The 24,705-nt window shown below is 57.1% G+C and carries 30 protein-coding genes and 1 pseudogene; 20 read left to right on the forward strand and 11 right to left on the reverse strand.

The features are described 5' to 3' along the window. Positions 1-3: 3 nt before the first annotated feature. The 7 genes and pseudogenes from CKW19_RS16870 to CKW19_RS16900 all read left to right on the forward strand — a co-directional run. Positions 4-279, forward strand: a complete 276-nt coding sequence (locus CKW19_RS16870) for a hypothetical protein (RefSeq protein WP_095058861.1) — start codon at positions 4-6, stop codon at positions 277-279. Positions 280-805: 526 nt separating this feature from the next. Continuing rightward, on the forward strand, positions 806-2,053 hold the full coding sequence (locus CKW19_RS16875; protein ID WP_046042310.1) for a ribonucleotide-diphosphate reductase subunit beta: 1,248 nt from the start codon (positions 806-808) through the stop codon (positions 2,051-2,053). Positions 2,054-2,460: 407 nt separating this feature from the next. Beyond that, positions 2,461-2,994, forward strand: coding sequence for a Bro-N domain-containing protein (locus tag CKW19_RS16880; RefSeq protein WP_095058862.1), 534 nt, complete (start codon positions 2,461-2,463; stop codon positions 2,992-2,994). Between the two features lie 116 nt (positions 2,995-3,110). Next, entirely contained in the window at positions 3,111-3,821 is a 711-nt protein-coding gene (locus CKW19_RS16885) for an HNH endonuclease (RefSeq protein ID WP_095058863.1), read from the forward strand. A 175-nt stretch (positions 3,822-3,996) separates the two neighbouring features. Continuing rightward, positions 3,997-5,226, forward strand: a complete 1,230-nt coding sequence (locus CKW19_RS16890; protein ID WP_095058864.1) for an S-type pyocin domain-containing protein — start codon at positions 3,997-3,999, stop codon at positions 5,224-5,226. A gap of 7 nt (positions 5,227-5,233) precedes the next feature. Beyond that, positions 5,234-5,488, forward strand: a complete 255-nt coding sequence (locus CKW19_RS16895) for a colicin E3-like toxin immunity protein (RefSeq protein WP_095058865.1) — start codon at positions 5,234-5,236, stop codon at positions 5,486-5,488. An 11-nt stretch (positions 5,489-5,499) separates the two neighbouring features. After that, positions 5,500-5,775, forward strand: a pseudogene (locus CKW19_RS16900) (HNH endonuclease); the annotation flags it as partial. A gap of 117 nt (positions 5,776-5,892) precedes the next feature. Here the strand turns inward: CKW19_RS16900 and CKW19_RS16905 are convergent. The 3 genes from CKW19_RS16905 to CKW19_RS16915 all read right to left on the reverse strand — a co-directional run bounded on the left by CKW19_RS16905 (position 5,893) and on the right by CKW19_RS16915 (position 8,437). After that, complete coding sequence (locus CKW19_RS16905; RefSeq protein ID WP_256580349.1) at positions 5,893-6,264, reverse strand: type II toxin-antitoxin system VapC family toxin; 372 nt, start codon at positions 6,262-6,264, stop codon at positions 5,893-5,895. An 11-nt stretch (positions 6,265-6,275) separates the two neighbouring features. Continuing rightward, complete coding sequence (locus CKW19_RS16910; protein ID WP_095058868.1) at positions 6,276-6,521, reverse strand: type II toxin-antitoxin system Phd/YefM family antitoxin; 246 nt, start codon at positions 6,519-6,521, stop codon at positions 6,276-6,278. A gap of 137 nt (positions 6,522-6,658) precedes the next feature. Further along, positions 6,659-8,437 (reverse strand): SulP family inorganic anion transporter, encoded by a 1,779-nt coding sequence (locus tag CKW19_RS16915; RefSeq protein ID WP_095058869.1) that lies wholly within the window; start codon positions 8,435-8,437, stop codon positions 6,659-6,661. A 125-nt stretch (positions 8,438-8,562) separates the two neighbouring features. Between CKW19_RS16915 and CKW19_RS16920 the strand changes: the two genes are divergently transcribed. From CKW19_RS16920 to CKW19_RS16935, 4 genes are all read left to right on the forward strand, one after another. After that, positions 8,563-9,525: a hypothetical protein gene (locus CKW19_RS16920; protein WP_095058870.1), complete on the forward strand. Its 963-nt coding sequence runs from the start codon at positions 8,563-8,565 to the stop codon at positions 9,523-9,525. A 120-nt stretch (positions 9,526-9,645) separates the two neighbouring features. Further along, positions 9,646-9,963 carry a hypothetical protein gene (locus tag CKW19_RS16925; protein ID WP_095058871.1) on the forward strand — a complete coding sequence of 106 codons (318 nt, stop codon included), beginning with the start codon at positions 9,646-9,648 and terminating at the stop codon, positions 9,961-9,963. A gap of 45 nt (positions 9,964-10,008) precedes the next feature. Then, a complete protein-coding gene (locus CKW19_RS16930; RefSeq protein ID WP_095058872.1) occupies positions 10,009-10,371 on the forward strand; it encodes a type II toxin-antitoxin system RelE/ParE family toxin in 363 nt (120 codons plus the stop codon). Continuing rightward, positions 10,364-10,684, forward strand: coding sequence for a helix-turn-helix domain-containing protein (locus CKW19_RS16935; protein WP_095058873.1), 321 nt, complete (start codon positions 10,364-10,366; stop codon positions 10,682-10,684). The genes CKW19_RS16930 and CKW19_RS16935 overlap by 8 nt, the downstream gene beginning before the upstream one ends. A 22-nt stretch (positions 10,685-10,706) precedes the next feature. On the opposite strand, the gene CKW19_RS16940 is transcribed toward CKW19_RS16935, so the two are convergent. Continuing rightward, on the reverse strand, positions 10,707-11,765 hold the full coding sequence (locus tag CKW19_RS16940; RefSeq protein WP_095058874.1) for an MBL fold metallo-hydrolase: 1,059 nt from the start codon (positions 11,763-11,765) through the stop codon (positions 10,707-10,709). Between the two features lie 214 nt (positions 11,766-11,979). Here CKW19_RS16940 and CKW19_RS16945 point away from each other — a divergent pair, with 214 nt between their 5' ends. Then, positions 11,980-12,588, forward strand: coding sequence for a TetR/AcrR family transcriptional regulator (locus tag CKW19_RS16945; protein ID WP_095058875.1), 609 nt, complete (start codon positions 11,980-11,982; stop codon positions 12,586-12,588). A 180-nt stretch (positions 12,589-12,768) separates the two neighbouring features. Here the strand turns inward: CKW19_RS16945 and CKW19_RS16950 are convergent, their stop codons facing one another. Further along, positions 12,769-13,095: a DUF2025 family protein gene (locus CKW19_RS16950; protein ID WP_095058876.1), complete on the reverse strand. Its 327-nt coding sequence runs from the start codon at positions 13,093-13,095 to the stop codon at positions 12,769-12,771. A gap of 218 nt (positions 13,096-13,313) precedes the next feature. On the opposite strand from CKW19_RS16950, the gene CKW19_RS16955 reads away from it, so the two are divergent. The 4 genes from CKW19_RS16955 to CKW19_RS16965 all read left to right on the forward strand — a co-directional run bounded on the left by CKW19_RS16955 (position 13,314) and on the right by CKW19_RS16965 (position 16,405). Further along, the gene (locus tag CKW19_RS16955) at positions 13,314-14,441 is read left to right on the forward strand and encodes a glycerophosphodiester phosphodiesterase (RefSeq protein ID WP_095058877.1); all 1,128 of its coding nucleotides are present in this window, start codon (positions 13,314-13,316) and stop codon (positions 14,439-14,441) included. Positions 14,442-14,644: 203 nt separating this feature from the next. Further along, positions 14,645-14,950, forward strand: coding sequence for a PepSY domain-containing protein (locus tag CKW19_RS16960; protein ID WP_095058878.1), 306 nt, complete (start codon positions 14,645-14,647; stop codon positions 14,948-14,950). A 25-nt stretch (positions 14,951-14,975) separates the two neighbouring features. After that, positions 14,976-15,326: a hypothetical protein gene (locus tag CKW19_RS28870; protein ID WP_177408822.1), complete on the forward strand. Its 351-nt coding sequence runs from the start codon at positions 14,976-14,978 to the stop codon at positions 15,324-15,326. A gap of 56 nt (positions 15,327-15,382) precedes the next feature. After that, positions 15,383-16,405: a transporter gene (locus CKW19_RS16965; protein WP_095058879.1), complete on the forward strand. Its 1,023-nt coding sequence runs from the start codon at positions 15,383-15,385 to the stop codon at positions 16,403-16,405. Between the two features lie 48 nt (positions 16,406-16,453). On the opposite strand, the gene CKW19_RS16970 is transcribed toward CKW19_RS16965, so the two are convergent. Continuing rightward, a complete protein-coding gene (locus CKW19_RS16970) occupies positions 16,454-17,350 on the reverse strand; it encodes a LysR family transcriptional regulator (protein ID WP_095058880.1) in 897 nt (298 codons plus the stop codon). Between the two features lie 121 nt (positions 17,351-17,471). Here CKW19_RS16970 and CKW19_RS16975 point away from each other — a divergent pair, with 121 nt between their 5' ends. Beyond that, on the forward strand, positions 17,472-18,230 hold the full coding sequence (locus CKW19_RS16975; protein ID WP_095058881.1) for an SDR family NAD(P)-dependent oxidoreductase: 759 nt from the start codon (positions 17,472-17,474) through the stop codon (positions 18,228-18,230). A gap of 123 nt (positions 18,231-18,353) precedes the next feature. On the opposite strand, the gene CKW19_RS16980 is transcribed toward CKW19_RS16975, so the two are convergent. After that, positions 18,354-18,788, reverse strand: coding sequence for a multidrug/biocide efflux PACE transporter (locus CKW19_RS16980; protein WP_095058882.1), 435 nt, complete (start codon positions 18,786-18,788; stop codon positions 18,354-18,356). A 101-nt stretch (positions 18,789-18,889) separates the two neighbouring features. Between CKW19_RS16980 and CKW19_RS16985 the strand changes: the two genes are divergently transcribed. Continuing rightward, positions 18,890-19,744 carry a LysR family transcriptional regulator gene (locus tag CKW19_RS16985; protein WP_095058883.1) on the forward strand — a complete coding sequence of 285 codons (855 nt, stop codon included), beginning with the start codon at positions 18,890-18,892 and terminating at the stop codon, positions 19,742-19,744. A 57-nt stretch (positions 19,745-19,801) separates the two neighbouring features. Next, a complete protein-coding gene (tsaA, locus tag CKW19_RS16990; protein WP_095058940.1) occupies positions 19,802-20,500 on the forward strand; it encodes a tRNA (N6-threonylcarbamoyladenosine(37)-N6)-methyltransferase TrmO in 699 nt (232 codons plus the stop codon). A 153-nt stretch (positions 20,501-20,653) separates the two neighbouring features. Here tsaA and fpr read toward each other — a convergent pair whose 3' ends face one another. After that, the gene (gene fpr, locus CKW19_RS16995; RefSeq protein WP_008054100.1) at positions 20,654-21,433 is read right to left on the reverse strand and encodes a ferredoxin-NADP reductase; all 780 of its coding nucleotides are present in this window, start codon (positions 21,431-21,433) and stop codon (positions 20,654-20,656) included. Positions 21,434-21,572: 139 nt separating this feature from the next. On the opposite strand from fpr, the gene CKW19_RS17000 reads away from it, so the two are divergent. Further along, a complete protein-coding gene (locus tag CKW19_RS17000; protein ID WP_095058884.1) occupies positions 21,573-22,499 on the forward strand; it encodes a LysR family transcriptional regulator in 927 nt (308 codons plus the stop codon). On the opposite strand, the gene CKW19_RS17005 is transcribed toward CKW19_RS17000, so the two are convergent. The 3 genes from CKW19_RS17005 to CKW19_RS17015 form a co-directional block, all read right to left on the reverse strand. Continuing rightward, positions 22,496-22,858 carry a diacylglycerol kinase gene (locus CKW19_RS17005; protein ID WP_007907286.1) on the reverse strand — a complete coding sequence of 121 codons (363 nt, stop codon included), beginning with the start codon at positions 22,856-22,858 and terminating at the stop codon, positions 22,496-22,498. The genes CKW19_RS17000 and CKW19_RS17005 overlap by 4 nt on opposite strands. Positions 22,859-22,932: 74 nt before the next feature. Next, positions 22,933-23,583, reverse strand: coding sequence for a response regulator transcription factor ErdR (erdR, locus tag CKW19_RS17010; protein ID WP_095058885.1), 651 nt, complete (start codon positions 23,581-23,583; stop codon positions 22,933-22,935). A 217-nt stretch (positions 23,584-23,800) separates the two neighbouring features. Next, complete coding sequence (locus CKW19_RS17015) at positions 23,801-24,544, reverse strand: tRNA-uridine aminocarboxypropyltransferase (RefSeq protein WP_095058886.1); 744 nt, start codon at positions 24,542-24,544, stop codon at positions 23,801-23,803. Between the last annotated feature and the right edge of the window lie 161 nt (positions 24,545-24,705).

Below are 24,705 nucleotides of genomic sequence, written 5' to 3' on the forward strand. Positions count from 1 at the left end.
ACCATGAAAACCCAACTGATCCTCGCCCTGACCCTCTCCGTCCTGGCTGCCAACACCTTCGCTGCCGATGGATACGACCGCACCGGCTCGGCTGCTTACACCACTGAAGCGTCTGTCGCTTCCGACGGTTCTGACCATACCGGCGCCGCCCGCCTCGCTGCCGATGGTGCTGATCGCGTCGGTGCAGGCAAACTCGCCTCCGACGGCGCCGACCACACTGGTGCCGCCCGCCTCGCCGCCGATGGTGCCGATCACGTCGGTGCCGCTCGCCTGAGCTGATCCGCGGGCGTGACTTCACAGCCCGACTTCGGTCGGGCTTAGTTGTGTCTGGAGCCTGAGAAAACCCCACCGAAACACAAGATGTAGTGAAAAATGCCTTTTTTGGTTATTTCTTGAACAAAAATTATCCGCGGCAAAAAATTAAGAAAAAAAATCTTCCCCCACCAACCTCGTGCAAAGCCCTGTAAACCCTCACTCCGATCGAAAAACCGTCCTCGTCAACCGTTTTGTGAGCCATTTCGCCGCACCACAGCCGGTAAAACTTCCCTATAATGCGGCCTTAAACGGGCCTGCAATATCCCCTTACAGGGATGAATAGCCAGTCTGAAGCCCCGCACAAGCGATCAACGCTTGCTGCGCCCATCAGAGGCTCTCGGAACCCCGTACAAAATTCTGTTTGATGCCTGCGTATAGCTGCCGCAAAAAACGATTCCTTTAGATCCAACGCGGCCAGTACGGCCGTGTGAAAAACCAACCATCCATTTTCACACGGGCACACTGGCCCTCACGCAGGAGACGACACGTCATGCTGAGCTGGGACGAATTCGACAAAGAAGACACGGAAGTAGCAGTCAAGGGCACTAACGCTGGCCACGCCACCGAAGCCAACATGGACCGTCTCGACAGCGCCGGCGGTGCCGCCGCCCTGGAAGCCCGCGCCGTGACCGCTGCCGACTCCGCCGCCGTGGCTCGCGCCAAAGCTGCACTGGATTCCCTCGACGTCGCCGAAGGTCTGGCCGAACTCGAAGGCGCCTCCGCCCGTGTCGCCGTTGACGAAAAGCGCATGATCAACTGCCGCGCCGACCTCAACCAACTCGTGCCCTTCAAGTACGACTGGGCCTGGCAGAAGTACCTGGACGGCTGCGCAAACCACTGGATGCCGCAAGAAGTCAACATGACCGCCGACATCGCCCTCTGGAAAAACCCGGAAGGCCTGACCGACGACGAGCGCCGCATCGTGATGCGCAACCTCGGCTTCTTCTCCACCGCCGACTCCCTGGTTGCCAACAACCTGGTCCTGGCCGTGTACCGCCTGATCACCAACCCGGAATGCCGCCAGTACATCCTGCGCCAGGCCTTCGAAGAGGCGATCCACACCCACGCCTACCAGTACTGCATCGAATCGCTGGCCATGGATGAAGGCGAAATCTTCAACATGTACCACGAGATCCCATCGGTCGCGAAAAAAGCCACCTGGGGCCTGAAGTACACCCGCTCGATCTCCGATCCGAAGTTCGAAACCGGCACCGTCGAAACCGACAAAGAACTGCTGCGCAACCTGATCGCCTACTACTGCGTTCTGGAAGGCATCTTCTTCTACTGCGGCTTCACCCAGATCCTCTCCATGGGCCGCCGCAACAAAATGACCGGCGTCGCCGAGCAGTTCCAGTACATCCTGCGCGACGAATCCATGCACCTGAACTTCGGCATCGACGTGATCAACCAGATCAAAATCGAAAACCCACACCTGTGGGATGCCGAAATGAAGGAAGAAGCTTCGCAGATGATCCTGCAGGGCACTCAACTGGAAATCGAATACGCCCGCGACACCATGCCTCGCGGCGTGCTGGGCATGAACGCGGCGATGATGGAGGACTATCTGAAGTTCATCGCTAACCGTCGTTTGTCGCAGATTGGTTTGAAGGAAGAGTACCCAGGGACGACTAACCCGTTCCCTTGGATGAGCGAGATCATGGACTTGAAGAAAGAGAAGAACTTCTTTGAGACGCGGGTTATTGAGTATCAGACTGGTGGGGCGCTTAGCTGGGATTGATTCCAGAGCTAGCCGCGATTTGACGACTTGAATCGACAAATCGAAAACCGAAAAGCCCCGATCTGATCGGGGCTTTTTTGTGGAGTAGGAAAACTCTTACTCGCCATTTCAGTAGTAACTAAATCTCCTACATGTATTTCAGCACATTCTGTATTGAGAGCCATTCCAAACGACCCTAAGCTCTACTGCAGGTGCCTAAGAAACGCCCAACGTAGAAAGCTAGCCAATTACTCAGACGAGGAGTCACCCTTGGTGATTTATCGTACGGCTGTGTGAGGCTTTTGCTCGTTGGAGCTTCTTATGTCCGATCTACGTTGGGGTCAGTGCCCACCAAAGTCCAAACGTAGAGGTAATGGATATGCCTGAACGCAAGCTTCTCGTCACTCTCCGAACCCTGGAGATCGGCCATGTCTGATCTCTTCTCTGTAACAGTCTTCACACGCCACAACCTCCCTCTCCACGCCCTCCTCCTAGAAAACCAGCCATGGTTCTGCGCCCGCGATATCGGCCGCTTGATGGGTTTCCATTTGAGTGAACGCATGGTCAACAAGCTAGACAAAGACCAACACCGCACGCTGTGGATTGAGTATTACCGACAACCGGAAAAACAGTTGATGCTCAGTGAGTCCGGTGTCTACGCGCTGCTGGTCTATCACTACGCGCCAGGAAATCGGTTGCTGCGAGAGTGGATCACTCATCAAGTGGTGCCGGCCTTACGTGATGCGGAGCAGTCGGACAATTCGGATCGGCCGATGCTGAGTTTGTTGGATTGGCCAGAAATGTCGCTAAGCCTGCTGCACTGGCAGGATGAAGGTTGGATTCGGCTTCGGGACATGCCTTATCTGTTACTCGATCACACGCAACGGCAGATGCCGGTGGTTAAACCTTGGTGGCGTAAGGTTGCGCGGATGTTTCAGTCGTCGAAGCATTCGATGGGTTAGGTGCCCTGCCTGTAGGACCGCCTGCAAGAACGCTCTCTTCTTTGTGTAGGAATTTTCGTAGACAGTCGTAGTAACCACTCAGTATCGTCCGAGGGTATTTAACCCTCGGCGATTGTATGGATACGGAAAAGAACGGCGATTGGAGTGAGGTAGAGATTCAGGCTGCGGTCGATGCCTATCTCAGCATGCTTTCTCGCGAGCAGAACGGTCAGGCGATCAACAAGGCTCATGAAAATCGCGTCCTGCGCGAGGGTGCTTTGGCTGGCCGGACCAAAGGTTCGGTTGAGTTTCGGATGCAGAACATTTCTACCGTGCTGGTCGAACTCGGGCGTAAGCGCATCGAGGGCTACAAACCCGCCAAGAATGTCGGCGCCAATGTAGCGAAGAGCATTCGTGAAGCACTCAATGCTCCAGGCCATTTGACTCCCGAAGACTTCGCCCCGACAGCCGACGAAGCGACGCTGGAGCGGCGAGCTGCAAAGCTTGAGCGACAACCGATTCAAGTCGAGCCGAAGGGAATTGAGAAACCAGAGCAAACTCAGTCCAGCGCAAAGTCTTATGTTCGCGATCCCGAAGTGAGAGCGTGGGTTCGACAACAGGCCGAAGGTAAATGCGAAGGCTGTGGTAACCCAGCTCCGTTTGAAAAGTCGGGCAGTCCATTTCTTGAGGTTCACCACATTAAGCATTTGGCACAGGAAGGTTCAGACCGTCCGAGCAATGCTGTAGCGCTGTGCCCGAACTGTCATCGACGTTGTCACCATTCGAGTGATCGCGATGAGTTCACTGCATTGCTTTATACAAAGGTGAAGCGGTTGAAACCCGAATAAGCACGCACTGTAAAATCCGTGGTGACGGAAAAAACATCCTCTCCACAATTCTGAGAAACAAAGACAATTCCTAGCATCATCCAAGAACCATCCTACTGCCACACGCTGTCCCGTTCGCTAACGTCGCGCAGCCCTTCTACAGGGTTGCCGATGGACGAACGCACAAGGACAGTCAGTGGCTGGCAACAAAGACATTCCCAAGGTTAGAAACCCGCCTTCCGGTGACGGCCATCACGTCACTTACCGTTTCATGACGCCCAGCGAATTGGCCGAGCGCGAAGCTCGGCAAAACGACTACGAGGCCATGCTCGCCAGGCAAGACGAATACATGCGCAAGCGCCAGGTTGTCGAGGTCGAACGGAAACCTGTTCAAGTCGGATGTGTCTTCGCCAAATCCTGCAAGTTGCCGGATGCGGTCATTAATTACTCCAATCCTTCTGGCATGGTGCCCACCGACAGCCTTCAGGACTATGGCGAGATCGCCTGGCTCGGCGCTCGGGAGGTGGACGATGGCGGCCTGCTGAATCTGCAGACGGTCAGTGGCTCTACCCTTTCCCTTGGCATCGGCCGACTTGCACTTCGCGCACCGAATGTCGCGGCCCCGGTCTTGGGCGCAATCAGCGCGGCCGGCTCGACCGCTTTAGCCGCCATGGTCGCCGTGTTCTGGACACCAACTCTCGGCGACAGCGCCCTCTACAGCGAAGACCAACTCCGCGCCCTCAAACAGGCCCGCACTCGTGTGCGCCTGCATATTGAGCAACAGGCCGACGGTAGCCTCAAGGGCTACGGCTTTTACACGGGCGGGAACCGCGATTGGGAAATGGTTGATGTCGTGCAGATCGGTTTACGCGGCGACCAATACGTCGCGGACCTGGGAGAGGGTATCGAACTGATTTGGACCCCGGCTGAAGACGGCTCCGACATTCTCGGCATACCCAAACTGGAGGCCGCTCCGCAGGCGCCGCACATTTGGGTTTTCCCGCCGACGAAACACGCTGACAGCATCATCGTGAATCCGATTTATCCGCCTGAGTACAAGGATTTCATTCTTGTGTTTCCAGTGGGGTCGGGGGTTAGGCCGGTTTACATTGTGTTCAGCACAACTCGTAAAGGATTACCAAGGTCAGGTCACAGTTATCATCCTGCGCCAAAAACCGAAGAGATACTTGCGTTTCCTGGATTGATAAAAGGAAAGAAAAAGAACCCAATTGTGGGAGGCGGTGGCCTCCGGAAACGCTGGACGGATGCAAAGCGCAAAAAGATCTACGAATGGGACTCGATGCATGGCGAGCTAGAGGTGTATCGCGCTAGTGACGGAGGCCACTTGGGAGCATTTGATCACATAACAGGCGAACGACGGGACGACCCGAAAACTGAACGAAACATCCCCAAAAAATACTTGTGAGACGACGATGGGACTCAAGCTAACGTTGGATTGGTATGACAAAAAAACCGAGGTTTTTCAAGGCGAGGAATACTCTTCGGATTTAGGAGATGACGCTTCAATACTTGAAGCCCTCGGCCTGTCCGTGGACAACACTATTAATAATGGTGGCTTTAATGTTGGTGAAGATTGGGTCGATATCATTCAACCTCATTTTCAACACGCTATCGTGTTGAACGCCTATGACTACCAAATTTCATTTGATTATCGTGATACCTGGTGAATTCTTGCATCACTTACATCCGCGACCCTGAAGTCAGAGCCTGGATTCGACAGAATGCCAAAGGCATCTGTGAAGGCTGTGATCAGCCCGCACCGTTTGAAAAGGACGGCTCGCCGTTTCTTGAGGTTCACCACGTTAAGCATTTGGCGCATAAAGGTTCTGATCGGACGAGCAATGCCGTTGCGCTGTGCCCGAACTGTCATCGTCGCTGTCATCATTCGGGTGATAAAGATGCATTCACCGTGTTTTTGTATGAGAAGGTGAAACGGCTGGAACGTGAGAAATAGCAGTCTGTTGCTAGGCGTAACTCCGTTCGTTGAGATCGTTGGAGCCAAGGCTGGCGCCATCGCTAGCAGGCTCGCTCCTACAGGGGGTAGCGGTGGGTTTGAAAAACCTCAGTGCCCTCACAACTTTGCCGAAACCACCCGAACCCCATACTGCGGAATAATCCCGTCCGCTGTGACCAGCTCCAGCCCTTCCGCCTGGGCTTGGGCAATCAACATCCGATCAAACGGGTCGCGATGAATCTCTGGTAACTTGCCCGCCTGCTGTCCATGAAACAGCGAAATCGGCAGTTTGGTAAAACCTTCGTCCTCAACGAGCACTTCAAGATCCGCTGGAGCCTCCAGCATTCCTTTAGCCTGTTTGATCGATATCTCCCAGATCGAAGCGGCGCTTACCAGTACCTGATTACGCGGCTCACTCATAATCTGTCGAGCTTCTGCACCCAGTGCTGGGTCATCGGACAACCACCAAAGAAACGCATGGGTATCCAACAGCAAGCGCCTCATAGGCTGCCCTCGAATCCATCAATGATGTCCTCAGGGGTTTTGTCGAAATCAGCTGACATCCGGATTTTCCCTTTCAAACGCCCAGGCTTGCGCGCCCGAGGCGTTTCGACATGAGGAAGAAGATCCAGATAAGGTTTACCTGCCTTGGCAATTACCACTTTGTCACCACGCCATACACGTTCGGCGAGTTGCGAAAGCTGGGACTTCGCCTCGTGCATATTTACCTGCACCACTTCATTCATAGGACACCTCCAAAAGATTAGCTAAGCTAGCCTAAGCTGGCGATTTTCGATAGGCAAGGTAACGAGATGACCGTCTGTCAAAAATGGCCTTTCAAAAGTGGTACAAGTGATTTCGTAGGTCTCCAGACAACCATCCCTCAACGCCCCTCCTCCCCCTCCTCATAACCCACCCCATAATTCGCCACATAACTATCCACAGCCGTCCCAATCGTTGGAAAAAACGCCGTCTCCCCCAACCGTGCAAACAACCCGAACCGCTTCAGCTTGTCCTTTACCGGGTCTTTCATCTCGGCAATGCACAACTCGATACCCGCCGCATGTAACGTGTCGTCCAGCTCAGCCAGCATGTCGGCGGAGGTCACGTCGACGCTGGTGACCGGTTCGGCGGCGACTACCAGCCAGCGCACGGGTGTGGGGGATGCGGCGACGGCGTCCAGGACTCGGTCGTTGAATTGTTCGGCGTTGGCGAAAAACAGCGGGGCGTCCCAGCGGAATAGGACCAGGCCGGGGATTCGGTGGGCGTCGGGGTAGCGTTTGATGTCGTGGTAGCCCTTTACGCCGTCGGCGCGGCCCAGTACGGCGGAGTACGGGCGCCAGGCGTCCCAGAGGAATTCGATGATTGCTATCACGATGGCCAGGCCGATGCCTTCGATGGCGCCGAATACGGCCACGCCGACGGTGCAGACGATCGACAGCCAGCATTCCCAGCGCTGGATGCGGTAGATCCGGCGTAGGTCGCTGATCTCGATCAGGCCGATGGCCGAGGCGATCACGACGGCGGCCAGTGCGCTGGACGGTAGATGTTGCAGCAGGTCCGGGGCGACCACCAACAGCAAGGCGACCGCCAGTGCGCCGACCACGCCGGTCAGTTGGGTTTTGGCGCCAGCGGCTTCGGCCACGGGGGTTCGGGACGAGCTGCTGCTGATGGGGAAGCCCTGGAACAAACCGGCGGCGAGGTTCGCGACGCCGAGGCCCACCATTTCCTGATTCGGGTTGACGTAGGTGCGGGTCCGCGCCGCATAAACGCGGGAGAGCACGCTGGTGTCGGCGAACGAGACGAGGGCGACAGCGCAACCGCCAATCAGCACCGGGACGATGTCGGCGCGGGTGATCCAGGGGATGGCGAACCCGGGCAAGCCTTGCGGAAGTGAGCCGAGGACCGACACACCGGCGCGTGTCGCCAGGTCGAGCACGCCCACGGCGACGGTTGCGCCAACCACGGCGATCAGGATGCCCGGCAGTCGCGGCCAGCGTTTGAGTAGCAGGATGACCGCGAGGGTAAGACCGCCCACCACGAAGGTGGTCCAGTTGGTTTTTCCGTCCATCACCGCTGTAACGATGGCCCAGATGTTTCTCAATGGGCCGTCGGAGTCAATCGAGAAACCGAACATTTTCGGCATTTGGCTGATCAATACGGTCAGCGCGATGCCGTTCATGTAGCCATAGCGGATCGGTTTGGAGAGCAGCTCGGTGATGAATCCCAGACGCGCCAGACCGGCCAGGATGCACACCGCTCCCGAGACCAGCGCCATCATGCCCGCCAACGCGACGGCGCGCTGCGGGTCGCCCCCGGAGAGTGGAATGATGACCGCCAGGATGACCGCCACCAGGGAGGAGTCCGGCCCCATCACCAGAATACGACTGGGCCCGAACAAGGCGTAGGCCAGCAGTGGAACGATGGTCGCGTACAGGCCATAAATGCCGGGCACGCCCGAGGCCACCGCATAGGCAATGCCGACGGGCACCAGCATCGTGGTCAGCACCAGACCGGCCACGATGTCGTAACGCAACCAACTCAATTGGTATTCGCGCAGCATGATCAGCCCCGGCAGCCAACGGCGCCAACCGGTCTGTTCATCCCTGCGGGCTATCCGGCCCGGTTCCGGGAGTGGAGGCGAATCATCTGTCTGGCTCATGGTTTCGCCCTTAATAATCAGTGTGTCATGCCGCAACCGTGCACAGCGGCGGCGAAATGACCTGAGTGTAGCTATTGCCCGGAACGCGCCATAAGCTGATCACTTAAAGGACAAAGAACCCCACCATGAAATTCGACCTCGCCTACTGCCTCAGCCTCAACGACAAGCTGTCGATCTATGACGTACGTGATCTGAATTTTGACGAAACGGTGGCGTTCGACTCGGCCAAGGAACACTTCCAGTGCCCCAATGATACCTGTCGCTCAGCCTTCGATGCGGCGAATACGTTGGGGACGTTCAACGCCAAAAATGTGAATTACGTGCGCACGCCACACTTCAAGAACCTGCCGAGTACGCGGCATGTCGAGGGCTGTCCTTATGTCAGCCTGAAGGCGCCGGCGTCGGGTGTGGAGGCGGAAACGGATGACAGTCGCGAGGAACATTTCCCGTCGGAATTGTTACTGACTCGGCGTGAATATGTACGTAAGCCGTCCAGTCCGGTGGAAGGTGCAGACGCTCAACGGGATAAGCCAGTGGTTCCTTCGGCGATCAGCAACGCCGATCAGCCAAGCCGCGACTCAGCCCCCGACAAGACCAGCGTCTTCGCCCACCCGGTGGAATGCTTCGTGTCGAATTTCGAAGACAAGGAACTGCTCAAGCGCATGCCGCTGAAGATTGGCGAGCACACCGCGCCCTATGCCTCGTTCTTCAAGAAAATCGAGTATCTGCAAGACAACAAGGGCCTGATTTACTGGGGCAAGATCAAGCAGATCAAGGACTACACCCAGAGCTTTCGCATCGATTTCGAGAAGAAGGTCTGGTTCGAGAAGAAGCCCTATTCGGTCAATGTTTACCTGAGCAAGAAGTTGATCGACACCTACCGCAAGCGCAAGGCGTTCCTCGAGGAGATCAAGCACGCGATCGAGAGCGGGCAGGCGTTGTATTGCTTTTTCTATGGGGTGACGCCGGAGTTGAAGCAGGTGCCGAGCAAGAAAAACCCCGAGCAGACGTTCGGGGTGTTCAGCGCCAATATCGAGAATCTGGATCACTTTATCGTGCGGGAGGCGCTGGGGTTGGCGGACAAATAAGCGCCGTGCCGTTTGTCTGACTGAAAAGACAAATCAAAAATTGCATTTGATTCGGGCTCAAAACAACTGTACAAAAACACAGTATATTTTGAATCAACACTCTCGAGCCCGGAGAACACCATGGCCTCTCAAGCGATGAAAATCACCCTGGAACGTATCGCCCTCTTCCAATTCACCCCGGCCCACTGCGCCCAGGCCCGAGCAATGCTGGGCTGGAGCGTGGAAACGTTGTCGCGGGAAGCCGGGGTTTCGGCGGATGCGATTGAGCGTTTCGAGGCGCGTCAGGACGTGCTGGATGTCACGCGGTTGACGCTGGCCTATCGGTTTGAATCGGAGGGTTTGGTGTTCTTCCCGGGGTTTGCACCGGGGCGCGGGATGAATGTGAGAGGGTCTACGCCGAACCCGGTTGGGCGGGCGGATTTTGCGATGGTGGAGTAAAAAAAGCATCGATTGACGATTATTCCTATTTGGGTATATTTTCGCATGAGTACAAGGAAGCCACTCCTGTGGGTTAGCAGCAGCAAAAAAGACCTCAAGCAGATGCCCGCAGATGTACAGGACGTTTTTGGCCACGCTCTCGATCTGGCGCAAAGCGGTAAAAAGCACCCGGATGCCAAGCCTCTGAAGGGCTTTGGCGGTGCCGGAGTCCTGGAATTGATTGAGGACTTCGATACCAATACTTACCGCGCCGTTTACACCGTCAGTATTGGTAGCTCCATTTATGTTCTGCACTGTTTTCAGAAGAAGTCGACAGCAGGTATCAAGACTGCACAGTGCGATATCGATCTGATCAGGAAAAGACTGCAAGCCGCGCAGGACCACGCGAAAGGATCAGGAAATGGTTGAAATCGAAGAAAGCAGCGGGAACGTCTACCACGACCTCGGGACACCCGATGCCAATGAGATGCGGGTCAAATCCCAATTGGCTGCAAAAATTGGAGAAATCATCAAGGCTCGCCATTTGACCCAGGTTCAGGCATCAGAAATTTTGGGCCTGTCGCAGCCCAAACTTTCTGAGATGTTGCGAGGAAAGTTTCGCGGGATCAGTGAAGCCAAGATGATGGAATGTCTTTTGTTGCTCGGGCGCGACGTGCAGATCGTAGTCAAACCGGCCCCGCGCTCACGCAAAGCGGGCCGAATTGAAGTGGTTTTTTGCTGAGGCAAACAATTCACCTAACCCTTTACGTGTTCTGCACCACCACCCGTTCACTCTCCTCTTCCATCGCTAACCACCAAGCCTCACCACGCTTTGGATGCATCAGGTTGAACGCCTCGCCCATCTGCGGTGTGGTGATTGATACGTTGCGTTCCCAGGCCAAAGCCAGGATGCGGTCGAAGGGTTCGTACCAGGCGTGGGTCGACAGGTCGAACGTGCCGTTGTGGATCGGAAACAGCCAGCGGCCCTTGAGGTCGAGGTGGGCTTGCAGGGTTTGTTCGGGTTGCATGTGCACGTGCGGCCAGTCGACGTTGTAGGCGCCGGTTTCCATCAGGGTCAGGTCGAACGGGCCGTACTGTTCGCCGATGCGTTTGAAGCCATCGAAATAGCCGCTGTCGCCGCTGAAGAAAATACGCGTGTCGTCGTCGATCATTACCCACGACGCCCAGAGGGTGCTGTTGCCATCGAACAGGCCACGGCCGGAAAAGTGTTGTGACGGCGTGGCGATGAATTGGATGCCATCGATTTCTGTGCCTTGCCACCAATCGAATTGACGGACTTTGCTGGCGTCGATGCCCCATTTGATCAAGGTGTCGCCCACGCCCAGCGGTGTCAGGAAGTGTTGGGTCTTGTCCGCCAGTTTCAACACGGCCGCATGATCCAGGTGATCGTAGTGGTCGTGGGACAGGATCACCGCTTCGATCGGTGGTAAGTCTTCCAGGCTGATGGGCGGCTGGTGGAAACGCTTGGGGCCGGCCCATTGAATCGGTGAGGCGCGCTCAGCGAAGACCGGGTCGGTGATCCAGAACTTGTCGCGCAACTTGAGCAATACCGTGGAATGGCCGAGTCGGTAGACGCTGTGGTTTGGCGCAGCGATCAGTGCCGCTTGAGTCAGGGGTTGTACCGGCACCGGCGCGCTCGGGCGAGTGTTGCGCGGTTTATTGAAAATGGCGTTCCACAGGATGTTGATGGTTTTGCCGAAACTCAAACGCCGAATCGGCGTGTGGTTTTGGTACTGCCCTTGAGCCTGTCGAGAGGCTTCTGGTGGGGAGGCGTTTTCCGCCGGGGACGTTGAATTGGCCATGACTGAATGACTCCAGAAAAACCGCACGCAACACGATTTTCCGTTTGGGACGATAAATGGCCAAAGCACGCACGCATCAGCCGAACACTCTATTTTTGCTGGGCTGGATTAACAAAACATTACACTGCCCAGTGTAGTTTCAAGGTTGCATCAAAGCCGATGCCAAGTAAACTTCCGAGTGTAATTTTCATGTTCCTCCTGCCGAAGCGTATTTATGACAGCTCCACAGCGCCTCACTGACCGAAAACGCGAAGCCATCATTCAGGCGGCGATTGTCGAGTTCCGCGACAACGGTTTCGAAACCACCAGCATGGACAAGATTGCTGCCACGGCCGGTGTGTCGAAGCGCACGGTGTACAACCATTTCCCCAGCAAGGAAGAATTGTTCGCCGAAATTCTCAATCAGTTATGGACGCGGGTGACAGCAAAACAGGAGACGTCCTACCGCCCGGACGTGCCACTGCGCGACCAGTTACGCCAACGGCTGATGGAAAAGTTGCAGATGTTGAGCGACGACAACTTTCTCGATCTGGCACGGGTAGCGATCGCGGCGACGATCCATTCCCCTGAACGTGCCCAGAACATGGTGGCGCGCATGGGCGAGCGGGAAGAAGGCCTGACCGTATGGATTCGCGCCGCCCAAGCCGATGGGCGCTTGAAAGCGATTGCCCCCGAATTTGCTGCGCAGCAAGTTCAGGGGCTGCTCAAATCCTTTGCATTCTGGCCACAGATTTCTATGGGCATGCCCAGCTTGTCGGCTGAGATGCAAAGCACGGTGGTGGAGTCGGCGCTGGATATGTTTCTGGCCTGTTACCAGCAGTGATAAATGACAAGTTCGGCTGCTGAATAAAGCGGCCGTGACTCTCAAGTTTACCGTTGCAATGTATTTCAGAGCGGGCCGCCATCGCTCGCAAGTAGCTTCCACTGGGGATTTATGAGCGCCACAGATCCAGTGTGGGAGCTAGCCTGCTAGCGATGAGGCCCGTCCAATCACCACAAAACCTCAGCCCCGCACCAAACTCCGCACCGCTGAAATCTCCGGCACATCCCGACGATTCATGTACACGCGCAACGGTTCGGTGATGTTGATCCGGTCATCGATGTTCTGGTCCAGCAGCAGTTGAATCAAATCGCGTTTGAGGGTCATCGACTGCGACGGGCCGGCAGCCCAGACAAATTCGCTGGTGGGGATGATGCCGTCATCCGCCACGTCCATGCCGAACGAATCTTCGCTGAAGCGCACGATGTAATGGCCGGTCTTGCGGTTGAGGCCGACGAAACCTTTGAGCTCGTCGGCAGCCTGGCAGATGAGCTGGGAAGTGATGCGCATGGTAAACCTCACTGGGGTGATCGTTGGTTTACACGCAGAGCAGGCATGGCGATGTCCCTCTGCCGGGGACGTTGCGCACAAGCGTACTGCAAACAAGCACACAAAAGCGCTGACGAAAATCAGCTTTAAGCACGTTTATGTCGGTCTCGCGATAGCGCCCGCAACACTCAGTTGTTAAAAGGGACGTCTTTGAAAATCATCGCGAAAGGATCTCGACCATGTCTGCAACCTTCACTAAAAGCGCCCTGCTCCTGGGTTTGCTGCTTGGCCTCAGTCAGGCTCAGGCGGCCAGCGAACCAAGCCCTACGGCTCTGGCCTCTGGTTTGGGCATCCCGCACCCGGCGGTGATCGCCCACCGTGGCGCGTCTTTCGATGCACCGGAATCCACCGCCGCCGCATACAAACTCGCCCGCGACCTGGGTGCCGATTACCTGGAACTGGACCTGCAACGCAGCAAGGACGGCGTGCTGTTCGCCCTGCACGATAACAACCTGCAGCGCACCACCGACGTTGCCAGCAAATTCCCCGAGCGCAAGGACAGCCCGGCCAACGCGTTTACCATGGCCGAGCTGAAAACCCTCGATGCCGGCAGCTGGTTCAACACCGCGCACCCGGATCGCGCTCGCCCGTCCTACGCCGGCCTGAAAATTCTGACCCTCGATGAAATTATCGACATCGCCCAAGGCAACTCGCAGCACAAGCCCGGCCTGTACATCGAAACCAAGGAGCCCAAGCAATTTCCCGGCATCGAACATGATCTGAAACAGAAACTGCAAACCCGTGGCTGGCTCAGCCCGGCAGGTTCGAAGCTGGCGAAAAGCGAGCTCGCAGTCGGTCAAGGCAAAGGCAAGGTGATCCTGCAAACCTTCGAGAAAAACAGCCTCGAACTGCTGCAAAAGGAAATGCCGCAAGTGCCGAAAATCCTGTTGTTGTGGGTCGGCGAAGGCAGCATCGAACCGCAATCGACGGTCTCGTTTGCCCAGTCCGGCGAGAAAGACAAAGCCGCCTACTACGCCAAACAGCAACCCAAGGACAAAGCCGAGTTCCAGCGTTGGGTCGACTACGCCAAGACCCAGGGCGCTATCGGCACCGGCCCGTCCGCTGCGCTCACCCAAGGTGGCGATCAGAGTTACTCGGACCTGGTGCAACCGTGGATGAACCAGTACACCCACGATCAGGGCCTGCTGGTGCACGTCTACACCATCGACGAGGTGGTTGATTATCAGAAAGTCATGGACGCTGGTGTCGACGGCATCTTCACCAACCGCGCCAGCGAACTGCTGAAGTTCTACAAACGCCCGGCCCCCGCCAGCGTGGCGCAAGTCCTGCAGAACAACGGCTATTAAAAGGACGACGCAAAACCTGTAGGAGCGTGGCTTGCCCGCGATAGCGCAATGTCAGTCAACATTGATGTTGGAGCTGACGGCCTCTTTGCGGGCAGCCACGTTCCCACAGAAGTTGATGCAAGACATGTAGAAGAATTTAAGGGTGGATTAAGTTACACCGGCTAACCTGATTTCACTTAAACAGCTCAACAAGGAAAGACATCATGAAGACTCTGACTGCCCTGTTCACCGCCGCTGCCCTGACCCTCACCGCTGGTTTGGCCCAGGCCGATGTTCCTGTCGACCAGATTCCTCAGTTGGTCAAGGACGGCAAGATCAAGCCGCTGGAAGAGCTGAACCAGATCGTCCTGAAGCTGCACCCGGGCGCCACCATTGCCGACAGCGACCTGGACAACCACTTCAACGGTTTCGAGTACGAAGTCGAACTCAAAGACGCCAAAGGCGTTGAATGGGACGTTGATCTGAACGCCGCGACCGGCGAAGTTCTGAAGAACAAAAAAGACGACTGATGCACACCGCTTTGTAGGAGCCGGCTTGCTGGCGATGAACGATGACGCGATCAACTTGATGACCGCGTTGCCTGGATCGCCAGCAAGCCGGCTCCTACAAGGCCCGGGAAGATGTGATTTTGTCACACAACAAAAAGCCGCACGATTTTCGGATCTTGCGGCTTTTTTGCGCCTGCGTGATCGTTCAAGTCATCACGCGCTCAGTCGTGCCGTCACTTCATTCAACTGCCCCGACAAGCCATGCAGTGCGCTGCACGTTGTCCAGGTTGGTGCTGGCGATGCTGCCAAAGCGGTTCTTGAGGAAAAGCGACAGTCCCTACCGCAACCGTTCGCAGTTATTTTTCAGTCACAAAAACGTCATCCTCGCTTGCGATGATGCCGCTCACGTGAACCTGTAAATCCTGCGACAGGCGTTTCCCTTTGCGAGCTCTCATGAACCACAGCATCGATCAAAGCCATCGCGACCCGGATCTGTTCGGCCTGCTTTACGGGTTCAGTTTTCGCCCCGGCGAACGCGGCCGGGAGATCGATTCGGCCGAGGCGTTGCGATGCCTGCAACATCCGGAAGACGACGAGCAATTTCTGTGGCTGCACCTGAACCTCGCCCACGCCGCGTGCGAGCGCTGGATGAAAAGTCATCTGGAGTTACCCAATGAGTTTTTCGAAGCGCTGCATGAGGGCTCGCGTTCGACGCGCATCGAGCACGTCGACTCGACGCTGCTGGCGGTGGTCAACGACGTGGTGTTCAACCTCAGCAGCATGGTCTCCTCCGACGTCTCGACGTTGTGGGTGTGCGCCCGTCGTCGGCTGATCATCAGCGCCCGCCTGCAACCGCTGCACTCGGTGGACAAATTGCGCTCGTCGGTGAAGGCAGGTGAACGCTTTCGTTCGCCGCTGGAATTGCTGGTGCATCTGCTGCGCGACCAGGGCGAGGTGCTGACCCAGATCGTGCGCAAGACCAGCCTGAGCGTGGATCAGATCGAAGACGAATTGCTGTCCTCGCGACTGTCGAACAACCGCGCAGAGCTAGGCGCCAATCGACGGGTGTTGGTGCGCCTGCAACGCCTGCTGGCGCTGGAGCCGGGCTCGTTGCTGCGCCTGCTCAACCGTCCACCGCAATGGCTGCAAAAAGAGGACGTGAAGGAGTTGCGCAAATCTACCGAGGAGTTTGCGCTGATCATCAACGACCTCACGGCGCTGGGTGAGCGGATCAAGCTGTTGCAGGAAGAAATCGCCGCCAACCTCAACGAACAAAGTAACCGCACACTGTTTACCCTGACAGTGGTGACGGTGCTGGCCTTGCCGATTAACATCATCGCCGGTTTCTTCGGCATGAACGTCGGCGGCGTACCGCTTTCCCAGGATCCGGAAGGCTTCTGGATTCTGGTGGCGCTGGTGGCGACGTTCACCGTGATTGCCGGACGCTGGGCATTTCGCAAGCGACAGGATTACTAAACGCCGGAGTATTCTGTAGGAGCGAGCTTGCTCCCATAGGGCTCCATGTCACACGGCAGATCTAATCACCTCCCCCAACCAAACCATGAACACCCTTACCCGCAGCGGCAAATGCCGTTGCCGGGCATAAAGCAACGACACCCCCAATGACGGTGCGTTGAACTGCGGCAACACCTCCACCAACTCACCGCGGCGCAAATACTTTTGCATGCCCATCCTCGGCGCCTGGATCAAACCGAATCCCCCCAGACACGCTGACTCATAGGCATCGGTGCTGTTGACCGTGACGCTGCCAATCATCGGCACTCGCTGCACCTGGCTTTCGTCCACGTAGACAAAACCTTCCGAGCGCGAGCCCAGCACGCCGACGTAATGCACCAGTCGATGCTGCGCCAGGTCTTCAAGTCGTTGCGGCATGCCATGACGCCGCAAGTATTCCGGGCTGGCGCAATTGATCATGCCCAAGTCACACAGATGCCGCGCCACCACCGATTGATCCTGTTGCGCACCGATCCGCAGCACGCAATCAAACCCTTCGGCGAGCAAGTCGACCCGGCGATCGGTGCTGCTGATTTCCAGCTCAAGCAGCGGATGACGCTCCATGAATTCCGGCAGGCGCGGCATCACCAAACGACGGGCCAGAATATTCGGCAGGTCGATACGAATCCGACCAACCAGCGACGCCTCGTCCTGACGAAACAGGCCCTCGATTTCATCCATGTGCGACAGCAGATCCTTGCTGCGCTCGTACAACACCAGACCATCCTGCGTCGCCTGGACCTTGCGCGTGGTGCGTTGCAGCAGACGGGCACCGAGCAACGCTTCCAGCGCCTGCACATGCTCTGAGACCGTTGACCGGGGCAAGCCAAGACTTTCTCCAGCCAACGTGAAACTCGACATTTCGCTGACCCGGACAAAGGTGCGCAACAGTTCCAGTTTGTTCATGGTTCGCCCTGCAATTGTTCGGATTATCCGACCAGTGATTCCGATTTCACCCTGTTTATCACCCCTCAGCGGATAAATAAACTTCCTCACATCAACCGCCCACTGCAAAAGAGGAAGCCCCATGAACCGTAAAATCGCACTGATCACCGGCGCCAGCCGCGGCCTCGGCAAGAATGCCGCCCTGCACCTGGTCACCCAGGGCATCGACATCATCGGCACCTACAACAGCCGTGCCGATGAAGCACGGGCGCTGGTGGCGGAAGTTGAAAGCCTTGGTGGTCGCGCCGTGATGCTGCAACTGGATGTCGGCCAGAGTGAAAGCTTCGCGGCCTTCAGCAGCGAGGTCGCGCAGGTCTTGCGCAATCATTTCGACCGCGAGCACTTCGATTTCCTGATCAACAACGCCGGGATCGGACTGCATGCGAACTTCGTCGACACCACCGTCGAACAGTTCGATTTGCTGGTGAACATCCAATTCAAGGGACCGTTCTTCCTCACGCAAAATTTGTTGCCATTGATCAATGACGGTGGACGCATCATCAACATTTCCAGCGGCCTCGCCCGTTTCAGCCTGCCGGGTCATAGCGCCTATGCAGCGATGAAGGGTGCGATGGAAGTGCTGACGCGTTACCAGGCCAAGGAACTGGGTGCCCGCAACATCACGGCGAACATCCTGGCACCCGGTGCGATCGAAACGGATTTCGGTGGTGGAGCGGTTCGGGACAACTCCGCGCTGAACACCCTCGTGGCGAACAACACCGCGCTGGGTCGCGCCGGTTTGCCGGATGACATTGGTGCCGCGATTGCGCTGCTGTTGGCGCCGGGAAGCCAGTGGATCAATGGGCAGCGCGTGGAAGCGTCAGGCGGGATGTTTTTGTAAACATGAACACTGCATAAAACCCTGTGGCGAGGGAGCTTGCTCCCGCTGGAGCGCAAAGCGGTCCCTTTTTCCGATTACTTTGCAATCGAACGGGAGCAAGCTCCCTCGCCACAAACATACAACTCAGCAAACTTCGCGAACCACCAACATCCGCTCCCGCACCACGTCATACACCCAGTGATAGATGTAGGTGTACGGCAGGAAGAACAGCAACACGCCGATGTCCAGCAAAAATGCCTGCCACAGGCTGACACTCAGCCACCAGGCAATCAGCGGCACACCCATCGCCACCAAGCCGCCTTCAAACAGCAACGCATGCACAACGCGGGTCCAGGCGTTATGGGCAATGGCAAAGCGTTTGAGCGCACGGTCGAACATCCCGTTGAACACCACGTTCCAGCCCAGGGCCAGGGCGGCAATGAGGACGGTCACCATGCCCATTTCCAGCATGGGTTTGTCCATGATCCACGCCAGCAACGGCGTACAAATGAGGATGGCCAGCAGTTCGAAGCCGATGGCCTGGAAAATTCGTTCGGTGATGGATTTGTTGGCGCTCATGGCCTGACTCCTTGAACAACTTGATGACTGACTGTGGTTGTCATGATCCGTCATCACACCGATACTTCATAACCAATAACCATCGATCAAGGCGATAGTTCATGGCCTCCCACGAAGTACTGATGGCGTTTGTCGAAGCCGCGACCCAAGGCTCGTTCTCCGCTGCGGCGCGCAAACTGGGCCGCAGTCAGTCGACCATCAGCGCGGCAGTTGCCAGCCTGGAGATCGATCTGAACCTGACCCTGTTCGACCGCAGCAGCCGCAAGCCCAGCCTGACACCGGCCGGGCACGTCATGTTGCAACGGGCCGAAGAGATTCTTGCGGCCACCAGCCGGCTGGAAATGACCGCCAGCCAACTGTCCCAAGGGGTCGAGCCCAAATTGACCGTGGCACTTTCCGACACCTATCAGTCGGACCGCTTCGAAGACGCGCTCAGTGCTTTCGAGCAGCGTTACCCGGACCTTGAACTCGAATGCCTGATCGCTGAATGCGAGGACCTTGTGGCCCTTGTGCAAAGCGGCCGGGCGCACGTGGCATTCGCCGAAATGCAGGACAGTTATCCACCGGACCTGGTCAGCTCGACGGTAGACGAGCGCACTGAATTTGCCTTGTTCGCGTCTCCCCGGCACCCGCTGGCGACGCAGAAAAACATCAATCAGGACCTGCTGTATCAGCACCGCGAGTTGCGTCTGGCGACCATCGTCAATCCGTATGAAAGTCGGGCGAAGGGCCGCGTCTGGTCGGCGCCAAGTTATCTGATGCTGCTGGAAATGGCCCAGGGCGGGTTCGGCTGGGCGCCATTGCCGCGCTGGCTGGTGGAGCGCTTCGGCCCGGGCACGTTGCAGGAACTGGACGTCCGCGGCTGGCCGAAAACGGTGTCGGTGGGGGCGCTGTGGTCGCGCTTGAACCCGCCAGGCCCGGCGGGGAGCTGGTTGCTCGGCAAGATGCTGGAATAACGCTGCAGCCAATCGCGGGTTATCATGCCCGCCTCCGTCCCGCCGCGATTCCAGACCATGACTTACAGCGTTTCCCCCATCGGCTTCGTGCACTCCTGCTTCAAGGAAAAGTTTGCGATTCCGCGCCAGCCGCAACTGGCACCGGCCGCACGTGGCGTCCTGGAATTGGTGGCGCCTTTTGATCAGGGGGATGCAGTGCAGGGGCTGGAACAGGTCAGCCATGTCTGGCTGTTGTTTCTGTTCCATCAGGCCCTGGAAGAAAAGCCACGTTTGAAGGTGCGCCCGCCTCGCCTCGGCGGCAACAAATCCATGGGTGTGTTCGCCACGCGCGCGACGCATCGCCCCAATGGCATCGGGCAGTCTGTGGTCAAACTGGACAAAGTCGAAGCCAATCGTCTGTGGATTTCCGGGATCGACCTGTTGGACGGCACTCCCGTGCTCGACATCAAACCCTACGTGCCCTACGCCGACATCATCGATTCGGCCTCCAACAGCATCGCCAGCGCGGCACCGCAGTTGATTACCGTGCATTGGGCAGACTCAGCGCTGCAACAGGCTCACGGACACGCTCAGCGTCTTGGTGAACCATTGGTTGAGCTGATTGAACAATGCCTGGCGCAAGACCCGCGGCCGGCGTACCAGACACCCGCACCGGAAAGAGAATACGGCGCGCAGTTCTGGGACGTGGATGTGCGGTGGCATTACCCGACACCGGAATTGATTCGGGTGCTTGAGGTCATCCCCGCAAACGCATAATCCGCAAAAACGAAAAAGCCCGCGCTGCCTTCTCAGGCTGCGCGGGCTTTCTTGTTGTGTCCTGTAGGAGCGCGATAACGGTCTGATTTCAGCACCGATGTCGACGGAACGAACGCCATCGCTGGCAAGCCAGCGCCTACAGGTGACCTTCGGTCACTTCTCGACGAACGCACGCTCGATCAGGTAATCACCCGGCTCGCGCATCCGCGGCGAGACTTTCAGACCGAAGCTGTTCAGTACTTCGCTGGTCTCGTCGAGCATGCTCGGGCTGCCGCACAACATGGCGCGGTCGTCCTGCGGGTTGATCGGCGGCAGGCCGATGTCGCTGAACAGCTTGCCACTGCGCATCAGGTCGGTCAGGCGACCTTCGTTCTCGAACGGCTCGCGGGTAACGGTCGGGTAGTAGATCAACTTGTCACGCAGCGCATCACCGAAGAACTCGTTCTGCGGCAGGTGCTCGGTGATGAACTCGCGGTAGGCGACTTCGTTGACGTAACGCACGCCGTGGCACAGGATCACTTTTTCGAAACGCTCGTAGGTTTCCGGATCCTGGATGACGCTCATGAACGGCGCCAGACCGGTACCGGTGCTGAGCAGGTACAAGTGTTTGCCAGGCTTCAAGTCATCCAGCACCAGCGTGCCGGTAGGCTTCTTGCTGATGATGATCTCGTCGCCTTCCTTCAGGTGCTGCAACTGGGAAGTCAGCGGACCATCCGGCACCTTGATGCTGAAGAATTCGAGATGCTCTTCCCAGTTCGGGCTGGCAATCGAATAAGCGCGCATAAGCGGGCGGCCGTTGGGCTGTTGCAGGCCGATCATCACGAACTGACCGTTCTCGAAGCGCAGGCCCGGATCGCGGGTGCACTTGAAGCTGAACAGAGTGTCGTTCCAGTGATGAACACTGAGGACACGCTCGTGGTTCATGTTGCTCATGTACGTGGGACTCCTGGAGATTAGGTCTGCGCTAGCTCATTCGGACGAGCGCTGCGGCGCGCAATTGCATCGCATTCTAATAGCGACGACAATATCTGTTAACTGGATTATTAAGATAAGGGTTATCGGTTATATCGATATGCGATTTACTCTTCGTCAACTACAAGTCTTCGTCGCCGTCGCCCAGCAGGAGAGCGTATCCCGTGCTGCGGGCCTGCTCAACCTCTCGCAATCGGCGGCGAGCACCTCGATCACCGAACTGGAGCGCCAATGCAGCTGCCAGTTGTTCGACCGTGCCGGCAAACGACTGAGCCTCAACGCGCTGGGCAGGCAATTGCTGCCGCAAGCTGTCGCCCTGCTGGACCAGGCCAAGGAAATCGAGGACCTGCTCAATGGCAAATCGGGTTTCGGCTCACTGGCGGTGGGCGCGACGCTGACCATCGGCAACTACCTGGCGACCCTGCTGATCGGCAGCTTCATGCAGCGCCATCCGGAAAGCCAGGTAAAGCTGCACGTGCAGAACACTGCCAATATCGTGCAACAAGTGGCTCACTATGAAATTGATCTGGGTCTAATCGAAGGCGATTGCAGCCACCCGGACATCGAAGTACAGAGCTGGGTCGAAGACGAATTGGTGGTGTTTTGCGCCCCGCAGCATCCGCTGGCCAAGCGTGGCACGGCGACCATGGACGAACTGAGCCACGAAGCATGGATTTTGCGAGAGCAAGGTTCGGGCACGCGGCTGACTTTCGACCAAGCCATGCGCCACCATCGCAGCGCGTTGAATGTCCGCCTGGAGCTGGAGCACACCGAAGCGATCAAGCGCGCGGTGGAGTCTGGTTTGGGGATTGGCTGTATTTCGCGGCTGGCGTTACGCGATGCATTCCGCCGCGGCAGTCTCGTCGCGGTGGAAACGCCGGATCTGGACCTGTCGCGGCAGTTCTACTTCATCTGGCACAAACAGAAATACCAGACTTCGGCGATGCGCGAGTTCCTCGATCTGTGCCGCGCCTTCACCGCCGGGGTCCAGCGCAGCGACGAGATCGTGTTGCCGACCATCGCTTAAAGCAGAATAACGGCCCACACCAGCGCGATCATGCTCAACGCCACGAATTGGGCGGCACTGCCCATGTCCTTGGCATTCTTGGACAGCGGGTGCAATTCAAGGGAAATACGGTCGATGGCCGCTTCCACTGCCGAATTAAGCAACTCGACGATCAACGCCAGCAGACAGACAGCAATCAGCAACGCCTGCTCCACTCGACTGACGTTCAGGAAGAACGACAACGGAATCAGGATGGCATTGAGCAACACCAGTTGCCGAAAAGCGGCTTCACCGGTGAAAGCTGCGCGCAGGCCGTCCAGCGAGTAGCCGGAAGCGTTGAGAATACGTTTAAGGCCGGTCTGGCCTTTGAAAGGTGACATAGAGTAGGCAACTGACTTAGAGAAGTGGGAAAGCTAGATTAACCAAAGTCAAAAAAGCGTGAAGCCGCCAACCATCAATGGCTGGAAATTGACTCAAGTTGTTGCAAGAGCAGCGCGGCCTGGGTACGGGTCCGCACATTCAGCTTACGGAAAATCGCAGTCACGTGCGCCTTGATGGTCGCCTCGGAAACACTCAATTCATAAGCAATCTGTTTGTTCAGCAAGCCTTCGCAAACCATGGTCAGCACCCGGAATTGCTGGGGTGTCAGGCTGGCAAGCCCTTCACTGGCAGCCTTGGCTTCATCGGAAACGCTGACCGCTTCGAACGCCTGCGGAGGCCAGAAAACGTCGCCGTCGAGTACGGCACGCACGGCTTTCTGAATGACCCCAAGATCGCTGGATTTTGGAATAAAGCCGCTGGCGCCGAACTCACGGGATTTGACCATGATGGTCGCCTCTTCCTGAGCCGAGACCATGACCACCGGAATCTGTGGGTACTGACCACGCAACAGGACCAGCCCGGAAAAACCGTAGGCGCCCGGCATGTTCAGGTCCAGCAGCACCAGATCCCAATCGGCTTTTTCGGTGAGGCGGGTTTCCAGTTCGGCAATGCTCGCCACTTCCACCAGACGGACATCCGGCCCAAGGCCCAACGTCAGCGCTTGATGCAAGGCACTTCGAAAAAGTGGGTGGTCATCGGCAATCAGGATTTCGTATGTGGCCATTATTCAAATGATCCTGTTTTTCATGGAAAGCCCGATGCATTCGGGCCTCGCCAAAGCAACGCCAGGCACAGCCACGCAGCTGCACTGACAAGGCACGCTCAACGCCAAAAACGGCGTTGAAAACTCTGGTCGTACCTAATCGGCGCCAAGCATGCCCAGCGAAGCCGGGGTGGTCAAGCAGCATGGCCACTACACTTTATTGCAGTATGCGCGACAATCAGTCCAGCACTGGGGTTGTCGACTGAACATAGGGCATCAACTCGGCATGGGCCGGGGTCGAGACGTTCATTTCAAGCTGATGCTTGGCATCGAGATAATGCTGGCTGAACACGTCGAAATAGGCGTCCAGCGCTGAAGCCGCGTCCGTATCGCCGGCAAGATCAAGGCACAACGCCGCGACTTCCGCCGTACACAGGTGCTCGCTTCGCGTGGACCGGCGCAACCGGTAGCGGGACAGTTTTTCGGGCAGCAGACTGAGTATCGGCAATCCATCGAAATACGGACTTTTTCGGAAAATCTTCCGTGCTTCAGTCCAGGTCGCATCCAACAGGATGAAGAGCGGGCGTTTATCACTGTCGACATCGACGCTGTTGGTCACGCGCTCCGGCGCAACATACTCACCCGGGAACACCAGATAAGGCTGCCATTGCGGATCGGACAACAACGCCAGCAATTGCGGATCGATTTCGGTGCGAGACCAGATGAACGCATGGTTGTCAGCGACCACATCAGCGATCAGCCAACCGGTATTGCTCGGCTTGAACACTTCCTTGTTGGTCATGATCAGGCAAACCCCGGAGCGAGACTGGACCTTGGGGCGCCAGGCACACAAGCAGTGGCTCTGAATGACCCGACAGTCGTGGCAACGCGGTGCCCGCCAGCCACGGGCCTGAATCGGCTTGATCCCTTCTTCTTCGCGCTGGTCACGCAGGCGGGCTACGGCGTTGGGGGCATGACTCATCGCAGGCAACACCGGCGGGGAAGGAAAATCGACACGAAAAACACTCGGCAGGGCAAATAGAGTGGGCAGTTTACCAGACCGTTTAGCGCAAGCCTGTACCGTCCGGGCCTGCTCTCCTATAATTCGCCGCCACTGAACGCACAGTCACGTGATAGGTCAAA

Origin of the sequence: Pseudomonas sp. Irchel s3f7, from assembly GCF_900187615.1 — a bacterium.
In the GTDB taxonomy this organism is placed as follows: domain Bacteria; phylum Pseudomonadota; class Gammaproteobacteria; order Pseudomonadales; family Pseudomonadaceae; genus Aquipseudomonas.

Coding starts and splice junctions, on each gene's coding strand:
- CKW19_RS17005 (WP_007907286.1), bottom strand. CDS start 22,858: ATGTCACCTTTCAAAGGCCAGACCGGCCTTAAACGTATTCTCAACGCT.
- CKW19_RS16975 (WP_095058881.1), top strand. CDS start 17,472: ATGAACCGTAAAATCGCACTGATCACCGGCGCCAGCCGCGGCCTCGGC.
- CKW19_RS16945 (WP_095058875.1), top strand. CDS start 11,980: ATGACAGCTCCACAGCGCCTCACTGACCGAAAACGCGAAGCCATCATT.
- CKW19_RS16955 (WP_095058877.1), top strand. CDS start 13,314: ATGTCTGCAACCTTCACTAAAAGCGCCCTGCTCCTGGGTTTGCTGCTT.
- fpr (WP_008054100.1), bottom strand. CDS start 21,433: ATGAGCAACATGAACCACGAGCGTGTCCTCAGTGTTCATCACTGGAAC.
- CKW19_RS17000 (WP_095058884.1), top strand. CDS start 21,573: ATGCGATTTACTCTTCGTCAACTACAAGTCTTCGTCGCCGTCGCCCAG.
- CKW19_RS16910 (WP_095058868.1), bottom strand. CDS start 6,521: ATGAATGAAGTGGTGCAGGTAAATATGCACGAGGCGAAGTCCCAGCTT.
- CKW19_RS16985 (WP_095058883.1), top strand. CDS start 18,890: ATGGCCTCCCACGAAGTACTGATGGCGTTTGTCGAAGCCGCGACCCAA.
- CKW19_RS16930 (WP_095058872.1), top strand. CDS start 10,009: ATGAGTACAAGGAAGCCACTCCTGTGGGTTAGCAGCAGCAAAAAAGAC.
- CKW19_RS16960 (WP_095058878.1), top strand. CDS start 14,645: ATGAAGACTCTGACTGCCCTGTTCACCGCCGCTGCCCTGACCCTCACC.
- CKW19_RS16885 (WP_095058863.1), top strand. CDS start 3,111: ATGGATACGGAAAAGAACGGCGATTGGAGTGAGGTAGAGATTCAGGCT.
- CKW19_RS16950 (WP_095058876.1), bottom strand. CDS start 13,095: ATGCGCATCACTTCCCAGCTCATCTGCCAGGCTGCCGACGAGCTCAAA.
- CKW19_RS16895 (WP_095058865.1), top strand. CDS start 5,234: ATGGGACTCAAGCTAACGTTGGATTGGTATGACAAAAAAACCGAGGTT.
- CKW19_RS17015 (WP_095058886.1), bottom strand. CDS start 24,544: ATGAGTCATGCCCCCAACGCCGTAGCCCGCCTGCGTGACCAGCGCGAA.
- CKW19_RS16915 (WP_095058869.1), bottom strand. CDS start 8,437: ATGAGCCAGACAGATGATTCGCCTCCACTCCCGGAACCGGGCCGGATA.
- CKW19_RS16970 (WP_095058880.1), bottom strand. CDS start 17,350: ATGAACAAACTGGAACTGTTGCGCACCTTTGTCCGGGTCAGCGAAATG.
- CKW19_RS16880 (WP_095058862.1), top strand. CDS start 2,461: ATGTCTGATCTCTTCTCTGTAACAGTCTTCACACGCCACAACCTCCCT.
- CKW19_RS16870 (WP_095058861.1), top strand. CDS start 4: ATGAAAACCCAACTGATCCTCGCCCTGACCCTCTCCGTCCTGGCTGCC.
- erdR (WP_095058885.1), bottom strand. CDS start 23,583: ATGGCCACATACGAAATCCTGATTGCCGATGACCACCCACTTTTTCGA.
- CKW19_RS16965 (WP_095058879.1), top strand. CDS start 15,383: ATGAACCACAGCATCGATCAAAGCCATCGCGACCCGGATCTGTTCGGC.
- CKW19_RS16920 (WP_095058870.1), top strand. CDS start 8,563: ATGAAATTCGACCTCGCCTACTGCCTCAGCCTCAACGACAAGCTGTCG.
- CKW19_RS16980 (WP_095058882.1), bottom strand. CDS start 18,788: ATGAGCGCCAACAAATCCATCACCGAACGAATTTTCCAGGCCATCGGC.
- CKW19_RS16925 (WP_095058871.1), top strand. CDS start 9,646: ATGGCCTCTCAAGCGATGAAAATCACCCTGGAACGTATCGCCCTCTTC.
- CKW19_RS16935 (WP_095058873.1), top strand. CDS start 10,364: ATGGTTGAAATCGAAGAAAGCAGCGGGAACGTCTACCACGACCTCGGG.
- CKW19_RS16940 (WP_095058874.1), bottom strand. CDS start 11,765: ATGGCCAATTCAACGTCCCCGGCGGAAAACGCCTCCCCACCAGAAGCC.
- CKW19_RS16875 (WP_046042310.1), top strand. CDS start 806: ATGCTGAGCTGGGACGAATTCGACAAAGAAGACACGGAAGTAGCAGTC.
- tsaA (WP_095058940.1), top strand. CDS start 19,802: ATGACTTACAGCGTTTCCCCCATCGGCTTCGTGCACTCCTGCTTCAAG.